Source organism: Fenollaria sp. C0166D3, from assembly GCF_056590255.1.
Window position 1 is genome coordinate 17,020 of the sequence record NZ_JBWPVU010000005.1, and the last position, 23,411, is coordinate 40,430.

The following is a 23,411-nucleotide window of genomic DNA, read 5'->3' on the forward strand; positions in this document are numbered from 1 at the left end:
GAGGGAAGGTATGAAAAAGAAAGTCTTAATCTTTATTTTATGCCTTTTCATATTCACAATTGGATCATCTTCTTTTGCGAAAGATGCATATGTATTTAAGGTTACAAAACCTGATCAAGATATATACTCTACCATTGACGAAACTTTATTTATCAATGGCAGTGCACCGAAGAATGCGAATGTTGAGATAAAACACTACCTAAAGGACATTAGCTTTAAGGACTTTGAAAGCTACAAGGACAAGTATCCTAAGCTTGATGACTTTAAGAAGCACTTTGAGGAAGAAGTGATTAAGGACGATGGATATGAAGAGCTATCAAAGACAAGTATAAGTGTTGGATCTTTAGGTATATTCTCCAAAAAGCTTAGCCTTATGAATGGGCTTAACAAGATAGTCGTAAGCACAGCGAAGTCGGAGAAGGTTTTCTACATATACTTAACTGACACAGATAAGTTATCAGAAAGCATTACACTTATGAAAACTATTGATCTAATAAAAAATTTGAGATAGGAGGAGCTAGATTGAGAGAAAGAATCAAGACAGCCCTTCTTTTTTTCTTGATTATTTTTGCCATATTCTTAAGTTCAAAGCTATGGTTGGACTTTTCTAGTGAGAGAAGAGTCGGTATCGAGGCAAAGGAGAAAGAGAAGGTGGAGCTAAAGGACTATATTAGCGCCGAGACTGCCATCGTCAACTTTTCAAAGGACAAGCACACTGTTTTAGACAACCCTGGGGAGCAAGGACTCTTCCAAAGTTTCAAAGGGTTTTTTTCTGATGTCTTTACGAAAAATAATTACAGAGTGAGCCTTATTGGTGAAGAGGAGTACGAAAAGGCTATAGAGAGCTCTAGATCAGTTGTCTTCACTTTTATAGGCAATTTCCCTCTAAGATTAATCGCGAGAACTTTTAATATTATGGAGAAAAATAATTTTATAGATGATGATAAAAATATTAAGGAGATAGCCATCCTTCTATATAGCGGAGAGGCGATGTTTAAGACGGACGCTTCCATATACAAGATTACTGAGCTTAATACATCTCTTTCAATACCAAACACTATAGTAAATAATCTTGAGCTAAAGCCGAATTTAGCGTACTACTATAACGCATCGAGCATACTTGGGGAGAAAAGCCCACTATACATACCGTATCAAGACGAGTACGCGAGCTACATCTTCGATAAATACACAGTTGCACACGATTTCGACATACTTGACAGGGAGAATGCGAGGAGTTTTGCGCAAAGGTTTTTCAATAAGGAGCTAAAGTATTTAAAGGAGCTTGAGGAAAAAGACTTCTCCAAGATATATAGCTACGACTCAGAAGTTATCAAGCTTAAGTACGACGGCTCAATTGAGTACTTTGACCCACTTAAGAAGATTTACAAGGAAAGGAATTTGCTTAAGTCGATAGAGACGGCTATAGGCTTTCTGCAAGAATATATGGATGAAGAGCAGCCACTAAAACTATCTAAGATAGAGGAAATTACTAGTGAAGAGAGCGTGGGATATAGGATAAGCTTCGACTACTACCTAGACGGGCTAAAGCTAAACTATGAGAAGGACGCAGATCACTACGCATACGTCGACGTCTTCATGGACGAAGTGCGCTTTGCTTCGGTTAATAAGGCCAGCTTCAATAAGGACTCCCAAGAAGCTTTTTACACGAAGAACATACTCGAACTGATTGAGAAGAACGCAGTTTTACTTCGTGACAACGCTGAGGAGAATCCGCTTAAGTCCATTGACAAGATCAGTATCGTCTATTTAGTGAAGAAGGACGAAGCGGAGTCCGTTGCTCCAAAGATACGTATTGACACGAAGAAGGGCTACTTCATCTTCGACGCGAAGACATTTGAGCTGATAAAGGAGAGAGATTATGAACTGGAACAAAGCTAAATCCATACTCCTAGTATGCTTTTTGATTATAGACGTCGTTCTATTAACTATGTATATGAAAAAAACTAAGGACGATGGCAGCCTATCCATTAGCAAAAACGATGCGATTGAGATACTTAAAGCGCAAGATATAGATATAGACGAAAAAGAGCTCAAGACAGGGGGCGAGTACAAGGGTTATATACTTAAGTACTACGACTTCGATCTTGAGAAAATTAACGAGAACTTTTTTAATGGCGAGGGAGAAATCGATGACAGATACGATCTAAAGATACTTACTAAGGACGATAAAAGCGTCTCACTATCGCAAGGAACGCTATTTAGCTACGTGGATGCAAGTGAGGAAGTTAAGTACCCAGATATCGATATGGACAAGGCGATAGAGCTAGCGAACGAATTTTTGAAAGAGAAGGAAATTTTAATTAGAGGCATGGTCTTTGACGGCGCCTACATGGACGAAGGGAGCTACCAAGTGCATTACGCGGTTAAGCACGATGACATCTACCTGGAGAATAGCTTTATAAACTTTACCATTGACAAAAGAGGCGTGAGGAGAGTCGACGCAATGTGCCTTGAATACATCAACACAGAGGACGAAGTCTTTGCCTTGAATGATGTGAAGGACAAGATACTTTCGATAATCGATAAGCCCGAAGTAAAGGGCAAGACCATAGACAGAGTCGAGCTTTGCTATTACCTAGATCAAGTTACACTCGACCAAGCAGAAGAACTCAAGATTACAAGGCTTAGAGCCAAACCGCACTGGAGAATCACTTTCTCAGACGGTTACAAGATGATATTATAACGAAGGGAAATATATGAAAGACATATTAAAATTTTGCTCATTGAGCTCTGGTAGCTGCGGAAACGCAAACTACATCGAGTACAAAGACACCAAAGTCTTGATAGATGCGGGGCTCAATGGCGTGACAACAGAAAATGCACTCAAGGAGATAGGTACAGACATCAAGGACCTAGACGCAGTTATATTAACGCATGAGCACAGAGACCACGTTCAAGGCGCAGGAATACTCTCGAGGAAGTACGGCGCAAAACTATATGCCAATGAAAAGACCTATCTCGCGTCGCTGCCACGCATCGGCTCAGTTAAGGAGCACTGCGTTCATATCTTTGACGGCGCTTTTGAAGTGAAGGACCTAGTGATAAAGCCGTTTAAGGTTTATCACGATGCCTACGACCCGGTTGGCCTTGCCATATACGCGGGGAATAAAAAGCTCAGCATACTGACAGATACTGGCCTTGTTGATGGTGATATAGCGGATGAGATTAAGGACTCCGACATCTACTACATCGAGAGCAATCACGACGAGGAGATGCTTGAGAAGGGCCCATATAGCTACTACCTAAAGAGAAGAGTGCGTTCAGAAGAAGGCCACCTTTCTAATATGCAGGCCGCAGACCTGATTAAAAAGTCATTAAAGGACAAGAACGAATTAGTTTTCCTAGCGCACCTATCGCACGAGAACAACACAGAGAAACTCGCTTACATGACAGTTTATAAAGAACTCATTCAGTCAGGACGAAGAGCCGAAGACTTTAGGCTAAGAGTCACACACAGACTAAAAAGAACACTTGTATACGAGGTGGATTAGATGCTAAAGATTGATCTGATAGTACTTGGTAAAATTAAGGAAAAGTACTTAAACGAGGCCATAGACGAGTACAAGAAACGCATCTCACGCTTCGCCTCGCTTAATATTATAGAACTCAAAGATAGAGACAAACCGGATAAGCTCTCAGCCGCCGAGCTCGAAAAGATAGTGGATGAAGAGTCAGAAGAAATACTTACGAAGCTTGACGAAGAGAGCTTCGTCATCACTTTGGAAATAGCTGGAAAGCTCTTAACGAGCGAAGAATTCGCAGACGCGATTAAAAACGCAGGCGTCGATGGTTACTCCAAGATCACCTTGATTATAGGAGGATCCAATGGATTTAATAAGAAAGTCTCAGATAAGGCAGACTTAAAGCTAAGCTTCGGACGAATGACCATGAACCATAAACTGATGAGAGTGGTACTACTTGAACAGGTGTTTAGATGCTTTAAAATTATTAACGGAGAGGCATATCATAAGTAGATAATATATAATTTAATCTAATCTAATTATTAAAAATAGACAATTGATTAAATTTAACAAGTATTATAGTGATTTTGGACCATATATGTGTTATAATTTAAGTAAATACTAGTAAAATAAAGTTAGACATATTTATTTGTAAATATTTTTTTAATAAAGTAGTTATTATAGGTTGTAGTTACTATTTAAGATGTTAAAAAAATTTTAAGATTTTGATGTGAGCATTAGGGAGGATATAGATGAAACCTTTTATAAAGTGGCCTGGCGGAAAAAGTGATGAGTTAAAAATAATTCTTAATAATTTACCCTTGGAAATAAATAACTATTATGAACCTTTTGTTGGCGGTGGTGCAGTGTATTTAGGCTTGGATAATCTTAACAGGTATTATATTAATGATAAGTCTAACGAATTGATGGGATTGTACAAAGCGATAAAAGAACAAGATGAGACTTTTTTTTACGCAATAAAAGAAATAGATAAATGTTGGAAACTTCTAGAAGATATAACTGAAGAACATGTTGTTGAGTTTGTGGATTTATATGAAAGATATAAAAATTACTTGATTACAGACAAGGAACTTTCATTGTATATAAAAGATTTTATTATAACTAATTCGGACGATTTTAACGGTATGTTAAATGATCAGTTTATAATTGACGGGAAAAGAGTTTTAAAAGAACTATATAAAGGTGTTTTTCAGAGATTAAAAAGAATGAGAGTTTTAGAGCAAAGAATGGGCGACTTAACAACTGAAGATGTAAAAATAAATATAGAAACAGGGTTTAAAAGCGGTCTTTATACACATTTTAGATATTTATATAATCATTCGGAAAACATAGACAGCAATTTCAAAAGTGCTATTTTTTATTTTATAAGAGAGTATTGTTATTCGTCTATGTTTAGATATAATAAAAATAATTGTTTTAATGTTCCATATGGAGGCATAAGTTATAATAGAAAATACTTAACAAAAAAAATAGAATATATGGAAAGTAAAGAAATTATATCAAGATTAAGAAAAACAAATATTAGTTCTTTAGATTTTGAAAATTTTATGGAAGTTTATGGGCCGTCAAAAGGAGATTTTATATTTTTAGATCCGCCATACGATAGCTCGTTTTCAACATATGCTAACAATTCATTTGATGCTTCAGATCAAATTAGATTATCGAATTTTTGCAAAAATATTCAAGCAAACTTTATGTTGGTAATAAAAAATACTGATTTTATTTATGAACTATATAAAGATTTTAACATAAAGAGTTTTGATAAAAAATATCTTGTTAGCTTTAAAAATAGAAACGACAAAAAAGCAGAGCATTTAATAATAACAAATTACAAATTAGAGGAGGGAAAATCATGCACTCAGAAGCTGAAATTAGGAGAGCAATTAAGCCTTTATTAGATAAGTATGGCCAACTGACTACTTCTGAAGTTAAGCAAAAATTAAACGAAGTTTTAAATTTTGATGATGAAGACAAAGAACCATCTGATTCGAGAAATGAAATTAAAATAATACAAAGAATAGGTAATATAGTTTCACATCAAGCAGTGAAAAAAAAGATATACGATGAGGGATTTGAACTAGACAAGAGCGGTGCAGAGGCTACTTTTACAGCTGTAGATGGCATTGCGAACATAAACTTATCTGCAATATCTAAAACTGAAATTAAAAACAGAAAAAGAAGATCTAAAAAATTTGTTGGAAGAGATGTTGACTGGGCAAATAAATATGAAGAAAATAAAGAAATTGGAAATATGGGGGAAGAATTTGTTTGTCAATATGAAAGGGATAGGGTTTCTGAATTTAGTCCAAGTGATGTTGATAGAGTGCAACATTTAAGTAAATTGCAAGGTGATGGATTAGGATATGACATTAGTTCAATAGATAATAATGGAAATATATTAAGAATAGAAGTAAAAACAAGTTCTGGACCAGCTAATGGTGTTTTTTACATGAGCAGAAATGAGAAAAAATTCTTTGAGGAATATGAGAATAATGGCGCAGTTATATATAGGGTATACAATTTTGATAAGAGCACAAGAAGAGGATTGATAAAAATTATAACAGCCACTGATTTATTAAATAATTATTATTTTGATCCAATAACATTTGCTGTAAAAGAAAAGTGATTTATTATTATAAAAAATCATAGCCAAATACTGTCACACACAAATAAAAACAAAGGACAGAGATTTATTTTTCTCTGTCCTTCTTTTATGTCTAAATTTATATTTCATACAATTATTATGTCAGCAAATCTGATCACACAATTTTGGCGTGAAATTTTATCTATCGGCCATTTTTATTTGAAGTTCATCTTCATTAATCCCAAACATAGCCTTACCCAGTCCAGTCGCCACCTCAGCTATAATCTTGTTGTCTTCATAATTTTCCACTGCCTTAACTATTGCCTTAGCTCTTCTCTCTGGATCTTCACTCTTAAATATACCGCTGCCAACGAAGACGCCTTCAGCACCAAGTCTTCTCATAAGTGCTGCGTCTTGAGGTGTTGCGACACCGCCAGCTGAGAAGTTTAGTACAGGTAGTCTCTTATTGTCATGAACGTATTTCACTATATCGTAGCTAACTCTATATTCCTTTGCAAAAGTATAAAGCTCGTCCTCTCTCTTCGACACAAGTAGCGATATGCCGCCAAGTATTTGTCTTAAGTGGCTCACAGCTTGTACGACGTCGCCAGTACCTGCTTCGCCCTTGCTTCTAATCATCGATGCACCTTCTTCAATCCTTCTAAGCGCTTCGCCAAGGTCTCTCGCTCCGCAAACGAAAGGCACGTCGAACTTGTATTTATCTATGTGATTGTCGTTATCAGCTTTAGACAAAACTTCCGATTCATCGACGTAGTCAATGCCAAGCGCTTCCAAAACGCCTGCCTCAACAAAGTGACCGATTCTGCACTTCGCCATAACAGGGATCTTGACAGCTTTTTTTATCTCCAAAATCATTTCTGGGTCGCTCATCCTAGCAACGCCGCCTTCGCGTCTGATGTCCGCAGGCACCCTCTCAAGCGCCATGACAGCGCATGCGCCAGCACTTTCAGCAATCTTCGCTTCCTCAGGATTAGTAACGTCCATGATGACGCCGCCTTTAAGTGTATTTGTAAAGTCTAAAAATTTTTTATTCATAATATTCCTCCTCTTTTATAGCTATTATACTTGGATTATGGTATAATTAAAAGTACCAATTATGATTAATTTGATGGTACCAGATAGGAGGAGCTATGCAAATAGATTTGAAAGGCGATAAGCCCATTTATGAAGAGATATATGAATATTTTAAGGACGCCATACTTGAGGGACGCTTCAAGAAAGGCGAGAGGCTGCCATCTAAGAGGGCGCTCGCTAAGGAGATGTCTGTCGCCACGAATACTGTTAGAGCGGCATACGACGCCCTTAGCTGCGAAGGCTACATAGAGAGCGTCGAGAAGCGCGGCTACTTCGTTAGCGAGATCGGTTCTTTGTATAATTTTAAGGCGGAGCCCATAAACGCGACTAGACCAGAGAAGGAGAGCTACAAGTACTCCTTTGCCATAACCGAAGGGGATAAAGAAAGCTACCCAATAGACAAATTTAAAAAGATTTTCACGCAAGAGGTCATTTACGACGAGGAATTTTACGAGAGGGACTACCAAGGTCTTTTTGGTTTGCGTCACGAGATCAAGAATTACCTCTTCAAGGCGCGCGGCATCAAGACTAGCGAGGATAATATCATCATCAGTTCGGGTCTTGAGCAGCTTTTGACTATAGTCTTCATCATTTTGGATAAAAAGCTTCGCCTTGGCCTCGAAAATCCAGGCTACAAGGAGCTCAAAACGCTTTTGAAGCTCAATAATATTGACTACGAGCCCATTAGATTGGATAATAGTGGGATGAGCTTCGAGCGCTTTAAGCGTGCAAACCTTACGGCTGCGCTACTTACACCATCGAACCAATTTCCGACGGCGACCGTCATGCCAATCAAGAGGCGTTTCGAGTTTTTGAACTGGGCTTATGGGGCAAGCGGCCGCTACATCATTGAAGACGACTACGACAGCGAGTTTAGGTACTCATCGAGGGCGCTCTCACCCTTAAAGAGCCTCGACGAGATGGATAAAGTCATCTACATCGCGAATTTTTCAAAATCCATCAGTCCCTTGTTAAGACTTAGTTACATGGTTTTGCCGAACGAGCTACTCAAGAGGTACTACGAGGTCAAGCCGCAGATCAACTCGACCGTGTCAAACATAGTTCAGATACTTGTCAAGGACTTTATGAAGGGCGGCCACTTCGAAAGGCAGCTCAACAGAATGAAGGGCATTTACAATAAGAAGCGGCTCGTGCTACTTGATGAGCTCGAGGACATAGACGGCCTTCACGCCATCGACTCCATGGCTGGCATGCATCTTAAAGTATATGTCGATGGCGTAGATGATTATGAAGACATTGTCAAGGCGCTTCAAATGAGTGGCATAAAAGCCTCAAGACTCAAAGACTATTATCTAAGTGAGGAGCCTATGGCGAAGGACGCGCTACTGCTTGGTTACGGGGCTATGGCTGAGGATGAGATCCGCTCTGCCATGAGCATAGTGAAAAAAATAATTCTGGACTTGAAAAAATAGTAAATTTATCATATAATAAGTATATATGAGGAGGAAATCATGAGTATTAAGATTATAACAGATTCGGCTTCAGATATAGGTAAAGACTTAGCTAAGGACTTTTCTATAGATATAATGCCAATCGCCATTATGAAAGATGACAAAACTTACTTAGATGGCGTCGACATCAGCGGCAAAGAAATCTACGATGACATGAGAAATGGCGCTGTTTACAAGACTGGAGCGATCACTCCGCACGAATACGAAGTGAAATTTGAGGAAGTTTTAGATAAATATGATAAGGCGATATACGTATCGCTTTCTACTGGCATGTCGTCAACTTTTAACAACGCGGTTCTTGCAAAGAACTCTTTGGGTATAGGTGATGACAGGCTTTTACTCGTTGACTCGCGCGGCGCATCCATGGGCCAAGGTTTGATGGCTATAAATCTTGCAAAGCTTGCGAAGGAGGGCATGAGCTTTGACGAGCTTAAGGTATATGCGGATAATTTTGTGAAGAACACGAGATATGTTTTCTTTGTCGATTCGCTTGAGTACTTGCAAAGAGGCGGCAGAGTCTCGAAGCTTAAGGCGACTATCGGCAATTTAATCAATATGAAGGTCATTCTTCACCTTCATGACGATGGAGTAATTTACACAAGGGACAAGGTTAGAGGCACTAACAGAGCCATAGCAAAGACAGTAGACATATTTGAGGAAGAGGTCGGACACGAGCTTTATGACGACAGGATCATGGTTTGCCACGCAGATTGCATTGATCTTGCGACTAAGGTAAGGGATGCGCTTGTAGAAAAGTACCCTGATAAGACGATAGAACTAAATCCATTTGCCGTGAGCATAGGCGCTCACACAGGTCCGGGCACAGTTCATATATGCGCAGTGAAAAAATTTAATTAGATGGAAATGAAATGGATATCACAGATAAAACTGAGATATCCATTTTTGATTATCTTTGCAAATTGATTATATAAACAAAGGTAGTAAAATTACGCTTAGTATGCCACTGATGACTAAACTCATCGAGCTCGCCGCCCCAGTAAGTTCATTCATAGTATTAGCCTTAGCCGTACCTATTGCGTGCGAGGCGCTTCCCAAGGCAACGCCCTTAGCGATGTCAGACTTAATTTTCATAAGCTTAAAGACCCAATCGCTCACTATAGCGCCAAATATCCCCGTGAATATGATGGTAAAGACCGTAATCGATACTATCCCGCCCATAGACCTAGAGACGTCTATGCCTATAGCTGTGGTGATGGACTTAGGTAGTAGCGTTGCGAAATGCACTTTTTCAAGCATAAATATCTTATATATCACAAAAACCGTTAAAACTGAAGATAATACGCCGAAGACTATGCTCATAAGTATTGGGACTATGTCTTTTTTTATAGTTTTCAGCTCTTCATATAATGGATATGCTAGGGCTATGGTTGCTGGCGTTAAAAGCAGCGAAACGTATTTTGCGCCAGAAGCGTAAGTTTTGCTGTCTATCTTAAAACTTAAAAGTACCGCCATGTCGACTGCTATAGCAAAAAGAAGCGGATTGATAAAGGACCACTTTGTCTTCTTTTTTACGTAGACAAAGAAAAAGTATGGAAGTGCTGTTAGCAGAAGCATTAAAATTGCTGTCATTACTTCACCTTCCTTCTCTTTAAAAGCGTTTCGCAGAAAAAGCCTGTCGTTGCCATAACAAAAATCGTTGAAAAGACAATAGAGGCTACGACAGGGACTATGATGGCCTTAAGGTCTAGGAAGCTGTCGATTAGTGCAACTGCGCTCGGTATAAATGTCAATGGCATGATTTTAATTAAAAATTTGCACACGCCTTCGACTTTTTCTTTTTTAACGAGACCCATTTGCAAGAGCAAAAAAAGTATAATGATGCCGTATATGCTTGCAGGAACAGGAAGCGCTATGGTCTTTGATAAGAACTCACTTAAAACTGTCACCGCCGCCACAATTATAATTCCAAAAACTGTATTCAAATATATCACTCCTTATTCCTAAATAGTATACCATTAATATGGCGAGATGAAAAGAGTATATTTATAAAATTTATCTATACTAAGAGGGCCATATATTGTAATTTATTATACAAGCGGCGATTTATGCGAAATCCATTGACATATTTAAAATTATGGACTATAGTATAATTAAATTGTAAGAATAATCTTAGACACATAATTTACACCACCTAAAAAAACGTTCTTTGGCCGAGCGTTTTTTTTGTTTGCAAAAACTATTTTCAAAAATAATAGCTGGACCTCGTGGCCCAGCTATTGTCATATAAAAAAGTATTTACTTAGATAAGCTTCTTTGCTTCTTCCAAAGCTTTGTCGTAATCAGGATGATTAGTTACTTCGCTAACGATTTCTTGGTACTTGATAGTGCCGTCCTTATCAATGATAGTGATGGCTCTTGCAAGTAGACGAAGCTCTTTGATCACAAGACCGTATTTTGTACCAAAATCAAGGTCTCTGTGGTCTGATAAAACTATGACCTTGTCAATGCCGTCTGCAGCGCAAAATCTTGATTGGGCAAATGGTAGGTCACAGCTAAGTGTTAAAACAACTGCATCACCTAGCTTAGCAGCTTCTTCGTTGAATCTCTTTGTTTGTAATTCGCAAACAGGTGTGTCAATGGAAGGAACTGAGCTGATGATGACTACTTTGCCTTCCACTTCGTCAAGAGAAAACTCTGACAAGTCATTCTTAAGTGCCTTAAATTCAGGCGCCTTGCTGCCTACTTTTGTTTCTTCACCAATTAATGTAACTGGATCTCCGCCAAATGTAATTATACCTTTTCTTTCGTTCATATTTATTACCCCCTAGTGTAATTTATTTACCCTAAATGAAAATTTTTAAACGGGTAAATTTATATTATTGGATATAATAACTTAAAAGTACTTGACAAATGTAAAGAGCTTTAGTATAATATAGTTGAGAGGAAGGTATATTGAAGTGTACTCAATAATATTTTATAAAGATAAAAAAGGTAAACAAGAAGTAAAAGAGTATCTGGAAAAACTTCATATGAAGAGTGACAAGGACAGCCGAATTAATTTTAACAAGATAAGAGACTACATAAAGCTATTACAAATTCATGGTACAGCATTGTCGGAACCATATGTGAAGCATATAGATGGTGAGGTTTGGGAGCTAAGACCGTTAAGAAACAGGATACTTTTCTTTACATATTATGGAGATAAAATCGTGTTATTGTCTCATTTCATAAAGAAAACGCAAAAGACACCTAATAAAGAAATAGAAAAAGCAAAGAGATTAATGAAGGATTATGTTGAAAGGAGTGAAGAGGATGAGTAAAGATTATAATAAGGCTATAAAAGAAGCTGAAGAAAAACTTATAGATGTAAAGAAACGTGGTCAAGATGCTTTAGGCGATGATGCTTTAGAATTTATGGATTCACTTATGAGTCCAGATGAAATACTTGAAAGTGATTTACGTGTTCAGTTAATTGATGAACTAGTAAGAGCAAGAAACGAGCAAGGCATTAGTCAAAAGAAGCTAGAAGAACTAAGTGGAGTCAAACAACCAATAATTGCTAGGATGGAGACAGGCAAGACTAGTCCTCAAGTAAGTACACTTATTAAAATACTAAAACCTTTAGGAAAAACTCTAGCAGTTGTACCAATTGAAAACAATTAAATAATATATCAAAGTATCGTGGCTTTTTAAGTCACGATTTTTTGTGGAAATTTATGCTCTTTCGTGTTATAATATAGATACTTATAAGCGAGGTGAATCAAATGCAGCTTGATATATTCAAGGAGCCGCTTCAATACGAGGCGAATGCATCCGAGAAAAAGCTTGATGCGTTTAAACAATTTCATACGAAATATGCGTCGGACTGGATTAGGCTTGACTACTTAAGCGAGGCCTTTATTAGTGACGTAAAAAACACTGCTGAGCGCATTCGCAAGGACTTTGACGCTCTCGTTGTTATCGGCATCGGCGGATCATTTATCGGTGCCAAGGCTTTCATCGACGCTTTAGGAAGTGATTTTCCTATATATTTCACAGGCAATATGCTTGACAGCGGCTGCATTACTAAGCTTCTTCACGAATTACGTGACAAGCGCTACGCCATAAACGTGATAAGTAAGTCGGGAACTACGATGGAGACGAAACTTGTCTTCGAAATCTTCCTTGAGGATATGAAGAAGAAGGGTATTGACTTTGCTAATGGTGTTATAGTGACGAGCTCGAAGACTAGTGAATTAGCAAAGTTCGCTAGGGTACATAATATAAAGACTTTTACTATACCTGAGGACATCGGCGGTCGCTACAGCGTTTTCACTGCAGTTGGCATTTTGCCAATGGCTATTGCGGGGCTTGATATAGATGCGCTTGTTTTGGGTATAAAAAATGCTAAGGAAGAGTATTTTGATAATAGTGGCAGTGCTAATACGGCTCTTGACTACGCTTACTATAGGCACCTTGCTGGAGATACTTACGCGCTTGAGTTTATCAGCATTTACGAGGAAAGGCTCGCGTCATTTACTGAGTGGATCAAGCAGCTTCTTTGCGAATCGCTTGCAAAGGACGGCAAGGGACTGATAGTTTCAAATCTTAAATACACTCAGGACCTTCACTCTATGGGTCAGCTCTTGCAAGAGGGCAGGCGCAATATAATCGAGACCCATATATTTGCAGAGCAGCTCATAAGTCAAGACGAGGCTATAAACAATTTAAATAAGATAAATGAAATTGCCTTCAAAGCTACGGTTAAGGCGCATCACATGGGCGGCGTGCCAAGCTGTGCTATTAAATTAAATGCCATAGACGAGGAGAGTCTTGCAAAGCTCGCCATCTTCTACATGGCAGCCTGCGTCTACAACGCAGCTATGGACATGCTTGAGCCTTATGGTCAGCCGGGCGTTGAAGTTTACAAGGAAAAAATTAGAAATATATTAGAGGAGGGATAAGATGTTAGCAAAAGTTTTAAAAGAAGAAGGCTTGATAAAAAGCATAAACGGAGTTAATTTCGTTCACAAAATTTTGAAGAAGGGCGATACTATTGAAAAACACAATCATCCTGATAAGGAGATAGTTTTCGCTGTAATGAAGGGTTCTTTCGAAATCACCATTGGCGAAGTGGAAAAGCATGTTGTTAAGGCGGGCGAAGCGCTTAACTTCGATGGCACTAATACCATAAGCGCGGTGGCAATGGATGACAGTGAGAGCCTTGTAGTCTTAGTAAATAAAGAATAAGATGAATAATAAATTCCCAGATAATATTGATTTAAAGAAGATACCACTTTTTTCATACTTTTCCGATGACGAGCTGATGGAGATCAAAAAAGGTCTTAAGCTCGAGACTTTTAAGCGTGGCGACGCTATATTCTCATCAGGGGACAGCGCGGACAGGATGTTTATCGTCTACGAAGGCTTTATGAAGATATCGATGTACCTTTCGGATGGCAGGGAGCAAATCCTCTACATCTACAAAAAGGACGACTTCGTTGGCGGCTTCAACATACTTTACCAAGACAAGTACGTCTACAATGCAGCTGCCACAACGAATGCAAAGATCATAGTCATAAATAAATACGATTTCGAAAACATCATGCTTAAGAACCGCGACTTCGTTTTGAAAGTTCTGGAGGAAGCTTATTACAGAATCAGAAAGTCAGAAGAGCTCATAGACAGGCTTTCAGTCATTAACGCGGACATGAAGGTTGCTAAAGCCCTTATTAACCTTATAAAAATATCGGGCTCGATCAATGATGGCGTCATCACGGTCGATCTTAAGATCAATCGCGAGGAGATGGGCTCCTTTACGGGGCTTACGCGCGAGACTATATCGAGAAAGCTCAGCCAATTCCAAGACGAGGGCATCATCACGCTCGAACGCAGCAAGATTATTATTAACGATATTAAAAAACTTTCAGACAAAACTATATGATGAACTTGGACAAAGGCGCGCAAAATCAGCTCTTTGTCCATTTTAGATACATAGGAGATTTTATATGCTATTTAACTCAGCTGGCTACATTGTGTTCTTTACAATCGTTTGCCTAGTTTATTTCATACTACCAAAGAAGCTTAAGAGAGTCTTTTTGCTCTTGGCAAGCTATTTCTTTTATTCGTGCTGGAATCTTAAGTACTCACTACTAATGCTATTTAGCACAGTAGCGACTTACTTAACAGCCATCGCCATGGATATGGTGGGAGCGAAACAAAAGAAAAAGCTCTATCTCGGACTTTGCTTCTTTGTCAATTTGGCGATACTCTTCGTCTTTAAGTACTACAGTTTCACAGTTAATTTTATAAATAAAATACTTGGCATAGCGGCTCTAAGTATTGACATGCCTGTCATAGACGTTTTGCTGCCAGTCGGCATATCCTTTTATACATTTCAAGCGCTTGGCTACATCGTTGACGTTTACAGAGGCGAGATCAAGGCCGAGAGGAACTTTATTAATTACGCTCTCTTCGTCTCGTTCTTCCCGCAATTGGTCGCTGGGCCGATAGAGAGGTCAAAAAACCTTCTTACGCAAATAGATAATTTAGGCCACAGACGTTACGAAAACCTATCTAAAGGGCTTCTTTACATACTTTGGGGCTTTTTCCTAAAGCTAGTCATTGCAGATAGGGCAGCGATCTTCGTAAACCAAGTCTTTGACGGCTACCAAGGCTACTCATACATCTTTTTATGCTACGGAGCCCTTTTATTCGCCGTGCAAATCTATTGCGATTTTTATTCATATTCAATCATCGCAAAGGGCTCGGCAAAGGTCTTAGGCTACGATCTTATGGACAATTTTAGAGCGCCATACCTATCGGCGTCAATCACAGAATTTTGGAGACGCTGGCACATTTCGCTATCTACTTGGTTTAAGGACTACCTTTACATCCCTTTGGGCGGAAACAGAAAGGGCGCTTTCAGAAAGCACTTAAACGTTTTAATCGTCTTTTTAGTGAGCGGTCTTTGGCATGGAGCGAACTACACTTTCGTTCTTTGGGGCCTTATTCATGGCGTTTTCAATATCTTGGAAGATAGTTTTAAAGGCATCACAAAGGGTATCAGAGATAATTTTATTTATAAAAATATTCGTAGGCTTATTACCTTTGTCGTTGCAGTTTTGAGTTTTGTCATCTTTAGAAGCAAAAATATTGGCGCGGCAAAAGCCTATTTACTTGGCATACTTAAGAGACAGGCAGGAAGCCTAGATGCGTCCATCGCTTTTCCTTACGAAGATACAGTCATTTTACTCATTGCGATTGCCATACTCGTGGTAATCGATATATTAATTTACAATAAAGTGAAACTTGCGGACAATATCGAGAGGAGAAGCCTAGTTATAAGATGGCCGATATATATATTTTTATTGATAGCGACATTGATTTTTGGGATTTACGGACCGGGCTACAGCGAAGCGCAGTTCATTTACTTCCAGTTCTAAAGGGTGAGAGAGATGAAATACATTAAGAGAATTTTAAAAATCGCGGGCTTTGTGATTATACTGGGCCTTGCGCTTGCAAAATTAAATATCATCTTCATTAGAAAATCTGACGTGAAGCCTTGGGACATGATTAACAAGATTGCGGGCTACTTCAATGAGGACAAGCCTTACGACGTCATCTTCTTTGGCACGTCGCACGCTTATTGCTCCTTCGATACAGAGGATTTGGCAGAACATGGCGTCACTTCATACATTTTAGCGAGCCAAAAGCAGCCGCTTGAGGCGACATACTACTACATCAAGGAAGCGATTAAGAGGTCAAAGCCAAAGGCCATCTACGTTGACGTGCTCGATGCCTTGGCAATGAATGAGATAGATGAGGGCAGCGTCCACACTTACACCGACTACTTCCCCATGGGCATAAATAAGGCGATGATGATTAAGGATAGCCTTCCTCCTGAGGAATGGGCGGAGAATGTGATGCCGCTAATCAAGTACCATACAAGATGGAGATCGCTTGAGGAGAAGGATTACGAGGCCAAGTGGAAAGACTACCACGACGACTTAAATGGTTTTGTGAAGCTTGAACGTCAGAGCAAAGAATTTGTTAAAAATCCCGAGCTAAGCAAGGAAAACCTTGATAATATCGCTAACGCGCGCGATAAGGATTTTAGAGAGAAAAAGTACGCCGCGCTTAAGAGGATAAATGATCTTGCTAAGAAAAATGGAGTTGAAGTGCATTTTATAAAGACGCCGGTTTACACAAAGGATGTCTACGATGAGAATATCGCAGCACTTGAGGAGTATTTGAATAGTATAGGCGCGGATTTTATAGACTTTACTAAGGCAATGGATGAGGATCTGGGTTTTGATGATTATTACGATGCGTCGCATTTGAATAGTGAAGGAGCAGGGAAGTTTACTGGTTACTTTATTAAAAATGTTTTGAATAAATAATTTTTTCGCATTCAAAGAAGAACCTCACCCATCATCAAAGCTAAAGCTTTGGATGGGTCCCGAGAACCTTGGTGCTGCGCACTGTGCGCCTGGAACTAATAGTGAGAAAATTGATTTTCACGAGCGCAGCATTCGGAGAAAACTGTTTAAATTTCTTTGCGAAGTGAGCCGCCCGTGAGACCATCTAGTTGAGCGCAGCGAACGAATATGGGCTCACAGGTGAACAAGCTTAGAAATTATCAGTTTTCGTAGACCAGCAAGCGAAGGAAAACAATTTTCGATGTGCAAAGGTTCTCGTCCATTTTGGACGAGGTTCTTCAAATAGTTTGTGTTAATTGTGAATAAATAAAATTTTGATTAAAGATAAGAAAATAGGAGGTTTTATCTATGTGGTTCGCATTTGGTATTTTGGCAGTAATATTTGCCATATTAAATTTGGTTTTCGCATTTAAAGGAAAAGAGGCAAAATATTTTAGATTTATGAGCATGGCTCTAAGTATAATTACTTTGTGGGTGGCTCTTAAAGAGGAGCTTAATCTATTCTTTATAAAGGACTTCGCTGCACTTGAAGACACTGCTCCAACATTGATAAATGGCCTTTTCGTTTGCTCAGCAGGATCGATTATTATCAACAGCATTACCTTATTTAAAGAAAAGAAATAAAACAATGCTAGACACGACGTCTAGCATTTTTAAATCTTATTAAGTATATCGTGTGACCAATATCCAAAAGTATAATGACTTCATCATTATGATAAAACCATATAACTCTTATGTCCATGTTGACAGAAAACTCATAAATATTGTCACTGCCTTTTATTTTTTTAGTTCTTAGTGACGGATGATAGGGATTTTCTACAAAAAAACTAATTTTTTTCTTTGTCTGAGCCTTTTCTATATCTGATAGTTTTTTGTAATGCTTTTTGAACGCATCCGAATAAGTAATTTTGTATTTCATTACTTATCCAGCTCTTCAAACAAGGCATCTATCGAGTCAAAGACAGGTCTTTCACCATTGTCAATGCTTGCCTTTATCTCTTTAACTGAGGCCTTTAATTCATCAATCACATTCTTTGGGTAGACTTCAAGTGGGATCAAAACTATCCTGCCACTTTCCTCAATAATTTCAAATTTATCTCCTTGACTTAAATTCATCAAGCTCACTATTTCCTTAGGTATAGTCACTTGCGATTTAGCTTTTAACTCAACTAACATAGCCTTACCTCCTTAGTTGGAATTTCTTACTTTCTAATTATATTATATCTTTTTACAAAGCCTCTGTCAATACATATTTATTGACAATAATCCTTCATTAGTTATATAATATTCATGGTGATATGATGTATATATGTAATTTATGTCCGCGCAAGTGCGGCATCGATAGAGACGAAAAACTTGGCATTTGCAAAATGAAGAATGAACTTGCCGTTTCAAAGGCATCTGTTCATGTCTTTGAAGAGCCTGTCATCTCGGGTACACGTGGCTCGGGGACTATATTTTTCGCAGGATGCAATCTATCTTGCGTCTTCTGCCAAAATTATGAAATTTCTCAAAATAAGGACGCAGTATTTAAGTACATAAGCAAAGAAAGGCTCGTGGAGATCTTTTTCGAGCTCAAAGCAAAGGGCGTTCACAACATCAATTTGGTTTCGCCAATGCACTTTTCTCATCTTATCAAGGACGCCATCATTATGGCGAAGGACAAGGGCTTCGACCTGCCATTTGTCTACAACACAAACAGCTACGAGCTCAAAGAGGCTATCAAAAATCTTGATGGTCTCATCGACATCTACCTAGCTGACTTCAAGTACTTTTCAGATAGCTACGCCAATGAATTTTCGCACGCGCCTCACTACAGAGAGTACGCGCTTGAGGCCATTGACGAGATGCATAGACAAGTCCCTGAGGTAATTGTAGAGGACGGGATAATGAAGAAGGGCGTCATTATACGTCTACTTTTACTACCGAATTTATATTTTGATGCGAAAAAGATAGTTCGCCTGCTTTATGGTAAATATGGAGATAGCGTGATATTTTCACTGATGAATCAATATCAACCTATGCATAAGGCGAAGGATTATAAGAAGATCAATAGGACTGTAAGCGACCTGGAATACGATAGCTTTATTGACTATGCAGCTGACCTTGGCATATCGAAGGCCTTTGTTCAAGACAAGCAAGATGGCAAGAACTACACGCCAAGCTTTGATTTGGAGGGAGTTTAATGCTTTTTTCTGATAAGGAGCTTAGGGAAATACTTCTTAGCGAGGATCAAGACTTTTTAGAAGAACTATACAAAGAAGCACGTGAAACGGCCAAATCCACTTTCTCGAACAAGATTTACATAAGGGCTTTGATAGAGTTTTCCAACTATTGCAAAGAGGGCTGCTACTACTGCGGCATAAACAGAAATAAATCTTCTGTCCACAGATTTCGCTTGACTAAGGACGAGATATATTCTGCGGCAGAGACGGCTTATGAAGCGGGCTTTAGGACCTTTGTCTTACAAGGCGGCGAGGATGCTCACTTCACCGACGAGGCCTTCGCTGAAATCATTTCTTATTTAAAGAAAAATTATGATGCTGCCATCACTTTGTCCTTAGGCGTTAGGAGCTACGAGGCTTATAAGCTCTTTAAAGAGGCCGGTGCAGATAGATTTTTACTTAGACACGAAACGGCAGATGCAGATGTTTTTAGAAAATTGCATCCATCGGATCAAAGCTTAGAGCGTAGACTCAAAGCCATCTATGAATTAAAGATTCTTGGCTACCAAGTCGGAACTGGTTTTATGGTGGCTGCACCATTCACAAATCATGAAAGTCATATAAAGGACATAAAATTAATTAGAGAGATAGATCCCGCCATGATAGGCATAGGGCCCTTCATTCCGTCGAAGGGAACGCGCTTTGAAGCTTATCCAGCGGGAACTGTGGAGCTGACGCGAAAGCTGCTCGCAATACTAAGAATCGAACACCCGAAAGCCTTGATACCATCAACGACTGCGCTCAACACCATAAGCGAGACGGGTAGGATAAAAGGCATCTTATCGGGCGCAAACGTCATCATGCCAAACGTCTCGCCAAAATTTGCACGCGATAACTACAATCTTTATGACGGCAAGAAGGCATCAGGCCTTGAGGCGATTGAGGGTGTTCGCGAACTGAACGAATATTTGAAAGAATTTGGCTACGAGATTGAATTTACGAGAGGAGACTACAATGTATAAATATGATGTAAAATCAGAAAAAGCAGATGAATTTATAAATCACGAGGAGATACTCGCCTCGCTTGAATATGGAAGAAGCAATAAACACAACAGAGAGCTGATTAAGGCCGCGATTGAGAAGGCGAAGGAAGTTAAGGGACTTTCGCACAGAGAGGCATTTTTACTTTTATCGTCTGAAGAAGAGGACTTAAACGAAGAAGTTTACAAGCTTGCGAACGATATTAAGCGTAAATTTTATGGCAATAGGATAGTTTTATTCGCGCCGCTATATCTTTCAAACTACTGTGTCAATGGCTGCGTCTACTGCCCATATCACCTAAAGAACAAAACTATTCACAGAAGAAAATTGACTCAAGAAGAGATTAAAAATGAAGTCATCGCTCTTCAAGACATGGGTCACAAGAGGCTTGCCCTTGAAACTGGCGAAGACCCTGTAAATAACCCGATCGATTACATACTTGAGTCTATAAAGACCATTTACTCCGTTCATCACAAAGCTGGTGACATTAGAAGAGTCAATGTCAATATAGCTGCGACAAGTATTGAAAATTACAAGAAATTAAAGGATGTTGGCATAGGAACATATATTTTGTTTCAAGAGACATACCACAGAAAAAATTACGAAGCACTTCACCCAACAGGACCAAAGCATGACTACGCTTATCACACAGAGGCCATGGACAGGGCGCAATTGGGCGGCATCGACGATGTCGGCTGCGGCGTTTTATTCGGGCTAAATAACTACGAATACGACTTCGTGGGTCTTTTGATGCACGCAGAGCACCTTGAAGCGCGCTTCGGCGTTGGCCCGCACACCATTAGCGTGCCAAGAATCAGACCAGCTGACGACATAGATCCAGAGACTTTTGAAAACGCAATTAGTGATGATATATTTAAGAAAATAGTTGCCTGCATCAGAGTTTCTGTGCCATATACAGGCATGATTATATCGACAAGAGAGTCAATCGAGACAAGAGCTAAGGTCATAGACTTCGGTATCAGTCAAATCAGTGGCGGCTCGAAGACATCAGTTGGCGGCTACGCTACAGAGGAAGTCGCTGCAGCAGCTGATACAGAGCAGTTCTTCACATCAGACCAAAGAACGCTTGACGAGGTCGTTTCATGGTTAATGAATACAGGCCACATACCATCATTCTGCACAGCTTGCTACAGAGCAGGCAGAACTGGCGATAGATTTATGAGCCTTGTTAAAGCTGGACAAATAGGCAATATCTGTCAACCAAACGCACTTATGACACTTAAAGAATATCTTATGGATTACGCATCGCCTGAAACAAGGAAGAAGGGCGAAGCGCTTATTGAAAAAGAGATAGAAAATATTTCGCGTGACGACATCAAAGAGCTAGTTAGAGCAAATCTTAAGAAAATCGAAGAAGGCGAGAGAGACTTCAGACTATGATGGCGCGTTCATTACAAAAGCACGTTGTCATCGCAGGCAGAGTAAACGCAGGCAAGTCAACGCTTTTTAACTCCATAATGGGTTCAGACGCGGCGATAGTCTCGGAAGAGCGCGGTACGACAACAGATGCGGTTCGTAAATCCATCGAAGTGCCGGGACTTGGACCAGTCGTTTTTATTGATACGGCAGGCTTTGACGACGACACAGCTCTTTCAGCTGAGAGGCTAAAAAAGACGCACACCGAATTTAACAAGGCCGACGCCTTTATATATACCCTTGATAATGGTGATGAGGCTATTTTATCAGAGCTAAAAAAATACAATAAGCCTGTCATCAAAGTTATTATGGCAATCGATAGAGACGTGAGCTATGATAATGAAGATGCAATCGTTTATAGAGATGACTCATCACGCGAAGAAATATTTTCAGCGCTTAAAAAAGTTTTAGAAGTAAAGGAAGAATCATTATTAGCTGGCCTTGTTGATAGTGGTGCGACCATAGTTATGGTTATGCCGCAAGATGCAGCAGCGCCAAAGGGTAGACTGATCAAAGCGCAAGTCGAAGCGATAAGAGAAGCGCTTGACAAGGGCATGACAAGCATAGTCGTGGGTGACGAAAGGCTTGAAGAAGTGAGAGATAGATTTACTGACATCGACCTTGTGATCTGCGACTCAAGAGTTTTTAAGAAGGTTTACGAGATTTTTGGAAAGACTACAAAAGTCACTTCGTTCTCAGTACTTTTTTCGAAAATGAAGGGCGATATAGATTACTTTATCGAGTCCGCAAAGAAATTCGATACTTTTAAAGGCGACGAGAAGATTTTAATAGCCGAGGCTTGTACGCATCCGCCGCTAAATGAGGACATAGGCACAGTCAAGATACCCGCCATGCTTAAGAAACGCTTCGGCGATGGTTTGAAATTTACATTTACAAGAGCCGATGACTTTGATGATATAGGTGGCTATGATATTATTATTCATTGTGGGAGTTGTATGTTTAACAGGGCGCATTTAATGAGTAGGGTGCGTCAAGCGAAAGAGAAGGGTATTGCGATGACGAATTATGGGGTTACGATAGCCTATTTGCAAAATATATTAGATAGGATTTCGCATTAGACCAAAATTCTTATCAAAATCGCGCCTGAGGCTTGTTCGCTTTTCGGCAATGCTCGAGTACTCGCGTGTACGCTCCGCTTGCCTCAAAGCTCCACTTCGCCTCATCCATCGATTTTGCTTGAAGAATGACTTAAACTTAAAATTAAAATTTTAAGCTTAAGTCTTAGTTGATTCATCCGTAGTAAAAAACAGTTCTTTTATAAATTAATAAATACTTCTGTGGATACAATTAATTTTGTATCCATTTTTTATCGATACTATTTAGTGAGAAAAGTGATTTTCACGAGCGCAGCCTTCGGAATAAATTGCATTAATTTCTTAGCGCAGTGAGCCGCCCGTGGGCTCATTTAGTTGAGCGAAGCGAACGGATATGAGACCACAGGTGAGCAAGCTTAGAAATTAACAATTTATGTAGACGTAGCAAGCGAAGGAAAACACTTTTCGATGTGCAATTGTCAATTTGCCCCACTAAGCTGCGTGGAACAATCTTTTCGATGTGCAAGCTTAGAAATTATCAGTTTTCGTAGACTAGCAAGCGAAGGAAAACACTTTTCGATGTGAAATTGTCAAGATAGATACCCTATATGTATCTATTTTTATTTATACAAATACATTTTAATTGACTAAATGCGTGAAATGTAGTATAATAAGTGC

The 23,411-nt window shown here is 39.2% G+C and carries 27 protein-coding genes; 21 read left to right on the plus strand and 6 right to left on the minus strand.

Annotated elements, in window-relative coordinates; translation table 11 throughout:
• Positions 1–10 precede the first annotated feature (10 nt).
• The 7 genes from AC1EJ0_RS04495 to AC1EJ0_RS04525 all read left to right on the plus strand — a co-directional run bounded on the left by AC1EJ0_RS04495 (position 11) and on the right by AC1EJ0_RS04525 (position 6,129).
• Positions 11–511, plus strand: coding sequence for a hypothetical protein (locus tag AC1EJ0_RS04495; protein ID WP_480023505.1), 501 nt, complete (start codon positions 11–13; stop codon positions 509–511).
• Positions 512–522: 11 nt separating this feature from the next.
• Complete coding sequence (locus AC1EJ0_RS04500; protein ID WP_480023504.1) at positions 523–1,899, plus strand: hypothetical protein; 1,377 nt, start codon at positions 523–525, stop codon at positions 1,897–1,899.
• Positions 1,880–2,704 (plus strand): two-component system regulatory protein YycI, encoded by an 825-nt coding sequence (locus AC1EJ0_RS04505; RefSeq protein ID WP_480023503.1) that lies wholly within the window; start codon positions 1,880–1,882, stop codon positions 2,702–2,704. The genes AC1EJ0_RS04500 and AC1EJ0_RS04505 overlap by 20 nt, the downstream gene beginning before the upstream one ends.
• Before the next feature lie 13 nt (positions 2,705–2,717).
• On the plus strand, positions 2,718–3,512 hold the full coding sequence (locus AC1EJ0_RS04510) for an MBL fold metallo-hydrolase (RefSeq protein WP_480023502.1): 795 nt from the start codon (positions 2,718–2,720) through the stop codon (positions 3,510–3,512).
• Positions 3,513–3,995 (plus strand): 23S rRNA (pseudouridine(1915)-N(3))-methyltransferase RlmH, encoded by a 483-nt coding sequence (rlmH, locus tag AC1EJ0_RS04515; RefSeq protein ID WP_480023501.1) that lies wholly within the window; start codon positions 3,513–3,515, stop codon positions 3,993–3,995.
• Positions 3,996–4,234: 239 nt separating this feature from the next.
• Positions 4,235–5,401: a DNA adenine methylase gene (locus AC1EJ0_RS04520; RefSeq protein WP_480023500.1), complete on the plus strand. Its 1,167-nt coding sequence runs from the start codon at positions 4,235–4,237 to the stop codon at positions 5,399–5,401.
• Complete coding sequence (locus tag AC1EJ0_RS04525) at positions 5,356–6,129, plus strand: protein NO VEIN domain-containing protein (protein WP_480023499.1); 774 nt, start codon at positions 5,356–5,358, stop codon at positions 6,127–6,129. The genes AC1EJ0_RS04520 and AC1EJ0_RS04525 overlap by 46 nt, the downstream gene beginning before the upstream one ends.
• A 156-nt stretch (positions 6,130–6,285) precedes the next feature.
• Here AC1EJ0_RS04525 and pdxS read toward each other — a convergent pair whose 3' ends face one another.
• Complete coding sequence (gene pdxS / locus AC1EJ0_RS04530) at positions 6,286–7,143, minus strand: pyridoxal 5'-phosphate synthase lyase subunit PdxS (protein WP_480023498.1); 858 nt, start codon at positions 7,141–7,143, stop codon at positions 6,286–6,288.
• 95 nt (positions 7,144–7,238) lie between these two features.
• Here pdxS and pdxR point away from each other — a divergent pair, with 95 nt between their 5' ends.
• Entirely contained in the window at positions 7,239–8,615 is a 1,377-nt protein-coding gene (pdxR, locus tag AC1EJ0_RS04535) for a MocR-like pyridoxine biosynthesis transcription factor PdxR (RefSeq protein WP_480023497.1), read from the plus strand.
• A gap of 39 nt (positions 8,616–8,654) precedes the next feature.
• A complete protein-coding gene (locus AC1EJ0_RS04540; RefSeq protein ID WP_480023496.1) occupies positions 8,655–9,512 on the plus strand; it encodes a DegV family protein in 858 nt (285 codons plus the stop codon).
• Between the two features lie 66 nt (positions 9,513–9,578).
• On the opposite strand, the gene AC1EJ0_RS04545 is transcribed toward AC1EJ0_RS04540, so the two are convergent.
• From AC1EJ0_RS04545 to tpx, 3 genes are all read right to left on the minus strand, one after another.
• A complete protein-coding gene (locus tag AC1EJ0_RS04545; RefSeq protein ID WP_480023495.1) occupies positions 9,579–10,244 on the minus strand; it encodes an LrgB family protein in 666 nt (221 codons plus the stop codon).
• Entirely contained in the window at positions 10,244–10,597 is a 354-nt protein-coding gene (locus tag AC1EJ0_RS04550) for a CidA/LrgA family protein (RefSeq protein WP_480023494.1), read from the minus strand. The genes AC1EJ0_RS04545 and AC1EJ0_RS04550 overlap by 1 nt, the downstream gene beginning before the upstream one ends.
• Positions 10,598–10,914: 317 nt before the next feature.
• Positions 10,915–11,427, minus strand: a complete 513-nt coding sequence (gene tpx, locus AC1EJ0_RS04555) for a thiol peroxidase (RefSeq protein WP_480023493.1) — start codon at positions 11,425–11,427, stop codon at positions 10,915–10,917.
• Between the two features lie 217 nt (positions 11,428–11,644).
• Here tpx and AC1EJ0_RS04560 point away from each other — a divergent pair, with 217 nt between their 5' ends.
• From AC1EJ0_RS04560 to AC1EJ0_RS04595, 8 genes are all read left to right on the plus strand, one after another.
• The gene (locus tag AC1EJ0_RS04560) at positions 11,645–11,935 is read left to right on the plus strand and encodes a type II toxin-antitoxin system RelE/ParE family toxin (RefSeq protein WP_480023492.1); all 291 of its coding nucleotides are present in this window, start codon (positions 11,645–11,647) and stop codon (positions 11,933–11,935) included.
• Positions 11,928–12,278 carry a helix-turn-helix domain-containing protein gene (locus tag AC1EJ0_RS04565; RefSeq protein WP_480023491.1) on the plus strand — a complete coding sequence of 117 codons (351 nt, stop codon included), beginning with the start codon at positions 11,928–11,930 and terminating at the stop codon, positions 12,276–12,278. The genes AC1EJ0_RS04560 and AC1EJ0_RS04565 overlap by 8 nt, the downstream gene beginning before the upstream one ends.
• Positions 12,279–12,379: 101 nt before the next feature.
• Complete coding sequence (locus tag AC1EJ0_RS04570) at positions 12,380–13,558, plus strand: glucose-6-phosphate isomerase (RefSeq protein ID WP_480023490.1); 1,179 nt, start codon at positions 12,380–12,382, stop codon at positions 13,556–13,558.
• A 1-nt stretch (position 13,559) separates the two neighbouring features.
• Entirely contained in the window at positions 13,560–13,844 is a 285-nt protein-coding gene (locus AC1EJ0_RS04575) for a cupin domain-containing protein (protein ID WP_480023489.1), read from the plus strand.
• Position 13,845: 1 nt separating this feature from the next.
• A complete protein-coding gene (locus tag AC1EJ0_RS04580) occupies positions 13,846–14,538 on the plus strand; it encodes a Crp/Fnr family transcriptional regulator (RefSeq protein ID WP_058259578.1) in 693 nt (230 codons plus the stop codon).
• A 64-nt stretch (positions 14,539–14,602) separates the two neighbouring features.
• Positions 14,603–16,039 carry an MBOAT family O-acyltransferase gene (locus AC1EJ0_RS04585; protein WP_480023488.1) on the plus strand — a complete coding sequence of 479 codons (1,437 nt, stop codon included), beginning with the start codon at positions 14,603–14,605 and terminating at the stop codon, positions 16,037–16,039.
• Between the two features lie 12 nt (positions 16,040–16,051).
• The gene (locus AC1EJ0_RS04590) at positions 16,052–16,996 is read left to right on the plus strand and encodes a hypothetical protein (protein WP_480023487.1); all 945 of its coding nucleotides are present in this window, start codon (positions 16,052–16,054) and stop codon (positions 16,994–16,996) included.
• A 387-nt stretch (positions 16,997–17,383) separates the two neighbouring features.
• Complete coding sequence (locus AC1EJ0_RS04595) at positions 17,384–17,659, plus strand: hypothetical protein (RefSeq protein WP_480023486.1); 276 nt, start codon at positions 17,384–17,386, stop codon at positions 17,657–17,659.
• Between the two features lie 7 nt (positions 17,660–17,666).
• Here AC1EJ0_RS04595 and AC1EJ0_RS04600 read toward each other — a convergent pair whose 3' ends face one another.
• Both AC1EJ0_RS04600 and AC1EJ0_RS04605 read right to left on the minus strand, forming a co-directional pair.
• Positions 17,667–17,954: a type II toxin-antitoxin system RelE/ParE family toxin gene (locus tag AC1EJ0_RS04600; protein ID WP_480023485.1), complete on the minus strand. Its 288-nt coding sequence runs from the start codon at positions 17,952–17,954 to the stop codon at positions 17,667–17,669.
• Positions 17,954–18,211, minus strand: coding sequence for an AbrB/MazE/SpoVT family DNA-binding domain-containing protein (locus AC1EJ0_RS04605; RefSeq protein ID WP_480023484.1), 258 nt, complete (start codon positions 18,209–18,211; stop codon positions 17,954–17,956). Before AC1EJ0_RS04605 ends, AC1EJ0_RS04600 begins: the two co-directional genes overlap by 1 nt.
• A gap of 125 nt (positions 18,212–18,336) precedes the next feature.
• On the opposite strand from AC1EJ0_RS04605, the gene AC1EJ0_RS04610 reads away from it, so the two are divergent.
• From AC1EJ0_RS04610 to hydF, 4 genes are read left to right on the plus strand one after another with little or no spacing between them, the layout of a single operon-like run.
• A complete protein-coding gene (locus AC1EJ0_RS04610; protein ID WP_480023483.1) occupies positions 18,337–19,221 on the plus strand; it encodes a radical SAM protein in 885 nt (294 codons plus the stop codon).
• Positions 19,221–20,222 carry a [FeFe] hydrogenase H-cluster radical SAM maturase HydE gene (gene hydE, locus AC1EJ0_RS04615; RefSeq protein WP_480023482.1) on the plus strand — a complete coding sequence of 334 codons (1,002 nt, stop codon included), beginning with the start codon at positions 19,221–19,223 and terminating at the stop codon, positions 20,220–20,222. Before AC1EJ0_RS04610 ends, hydE begins: the two co-directional genes overlap by 1 nt.
• Positions 20,215–21,642, plus strand: a complete 1,428-nt coding sequence (gene hydG / locus AC1EJ0_RS04620) for a [FeFe] hydrogenase H-cluster radical SAM maturase HydG (RefSeq protein ID WP_480023481.1) — start codon at positions 20,215–20,217, stop codon at positions 21,640–21,642. Before hydE ends, hydG begins: the two co-directional genes overlap by 8 nt.
• Complete coding sequence (gene hydF, locus AC1EJ0_RS04625; protein WP_480023480.1) at positions 21,639–22,757, plus strand: [FeFe] hydrogenase H-cluster maturation GTPase HydF; 1,119 nt, start codon at positions 21,639–21,641, stop codon at positions 22,755–22,757. The genes hydG and hydF overlap by 4 nt, the downstream gene beginning before the upstream one ends.
• Positions 22,758–23,411 lie beyond the last annotated feature (654 nt).

Coding starts and splice junctions, on each gene's coding strand:
- AC1EJ0_RS04510 (WP_480023502.1), top strand. CDS start 2,718: ATGAAAGACATATTAAAATTTTGCTCATTGAGCTCTGGTAGCTGCGGA.
- AC1EJ0_RS04495 (WP_480023505.1), top strand. CDS start 11: ATGAAAAAGAAAGTCTTAATCTTTATTTTATGCCTTTTCATATTCACA.
- AC1EJ0_RS04595 (WP_480023486.1), top strand. CDS start 17,384: ATGTGGTTCGCATTTGGTATTTTGGCAGTAATATTTGCCATATTAAAT.
- hydF (WP_480023480.1), top strand. CDS start 21,639: ATGATGGCGCGTTCATTACAAAAGCACGTTGTCATCGCAGGCAGAGTA.
- tpx (WP_480023493.1), bottom strand. CDS start 11,427: ATGAACGAAAGAAAAGGTATAATTACATTTGGCGGAGATCCAGTTACA.
- hydG (WP_480023481.1), top strand. CDS start 20,215: ATGTATAAATATGATGTAAAATCAGAAAAAGCAGATGAATTTATAAAT.
- AC1EJ0_RS04525 (WP_480023499.1), top strand. CDS start 5,356: ATGCACTCAGAAGCTGAAATTAGGAGAGCAATTAAGCCTTTATTAGAT.
- AC1EJ0_RS04600 (WP_480023485.1), bottom strand. CDS start 17,954: ATGAAATACAAAATTACTTATTCGGATGCGTTCAAAAAGCATTACAAA.
- AC1EJ0_RS04505 (WP_480023503.1), top strand. CDS start 1,880: ATGAACTGGAACAAAGCTAAATCCATACTCCTAGTATGCTTTTTGATT.
- pdxR (WP_480023497.1), top strand. CDS start 7,239: ATGCAAATAGATTTGAAAGGCGATAAGCCCATTTATGAAGAGATATAT.
- rlmH (WP_480023501.1), top strand. CDS start 3,513: ATGCTAAAGATTGATCTGATAGTACTTGGTAAAATTAAGGAAAAGTAC.
- pdxS (WP_480023498.1), bottom strand. CDS start 7,143: ATGAATAAAAAATTTTTAGACTTTACAAATACACTTAAAGGCGGCGTC.
- AC1EJ0_RS04610 (WP_480023483.1), top strand. CDS start 18,337: ATGTATATATGTAATTTATGTCCGCGCAAGTGCGGCATCGATAGAGAC.
- AC1EJ0_RS04520 (WP_480023500.1), top strand. CDS start 4,235: ATGAAACCTTTTATAAAGTGGCCTGGCGGAAAAAGTGATGAGTTAAAA.
- AC1EJ0_RS04570 (WP_480023490.1), top strand. CDS start 12,380: ATGCAGCTTGATATATTCAAGGAGCCGCTTCAATACGAGGCGAATGCA.
- AC1EJ0_RS04545 (WP_480023495.1), bottom strand. CDS start 10,244: ATGACAGCAATTTTAATGCTTCTGCTAACAGCACTTCCATACTTTTTC.
- AC1EJ0_RS04580 (WP_058259578.1), top strand. CDS start 13,846: ATGAATAATAAATTCCCAGATAATATTGATTTAAAGAAGATACCACTT.
- AC1EJ0_RS04565 (WP_480023491.1), top strand. CDS start 11,928: ATGAGTAAAGATTATAATAAGGCTATAAAAGAAGCTGAAGAAAAACTT.
- hydE (WP_480023482.1), top strand. CDS start 19,221: ATGCTTTTTTCTGATAAGGAGCTTAGGGAAATACTTCTTAGCGAGGAT.
- AC1EJ0_RS04585 (WP_480023488.1), top strand. CDS start 14,603: ATGCTATTTAACTCAGCTGGCTACATTGTGTTCTTTACAATCGTTTGC.
- AC1EJ0_RS04540 (WP_480023496.1), top strand. CDS start 8,655: ATGAGTATTAAGATTATAACAGATTCGGCTTCAGATATAGGTAAAGAC.
- AC1EJ0_RS04560 (WP_480023492.1), top strand. CDS start 11,645: ATGAAGAGTGACAAGGACAGCCGAATTAATTTTAACAAGATAAGAGAC.
- AC1EJ0_RS04605 (WP_480023484.1), bottom strand. CDS start 18,211: ATGTTAGTTGAGTTAAAAGCTAAATCGCAAGTGACTATACCTAAGGAA.
- AC1EJ0_RS04590 (WP_480023487.1), top strand. CDS start 16,052: ATGAAATACATTAAGAGAATTTTAAAAATCGCGGGCTTTGTGATTATA.
- AC1EJ0_RS04575 (WP_480023489.1), top strand. CDS start 13,560: ATGTTAGCAAAAGTTTTAAAAGAAGAAGGCTTGATAAAAAGCATAAAC.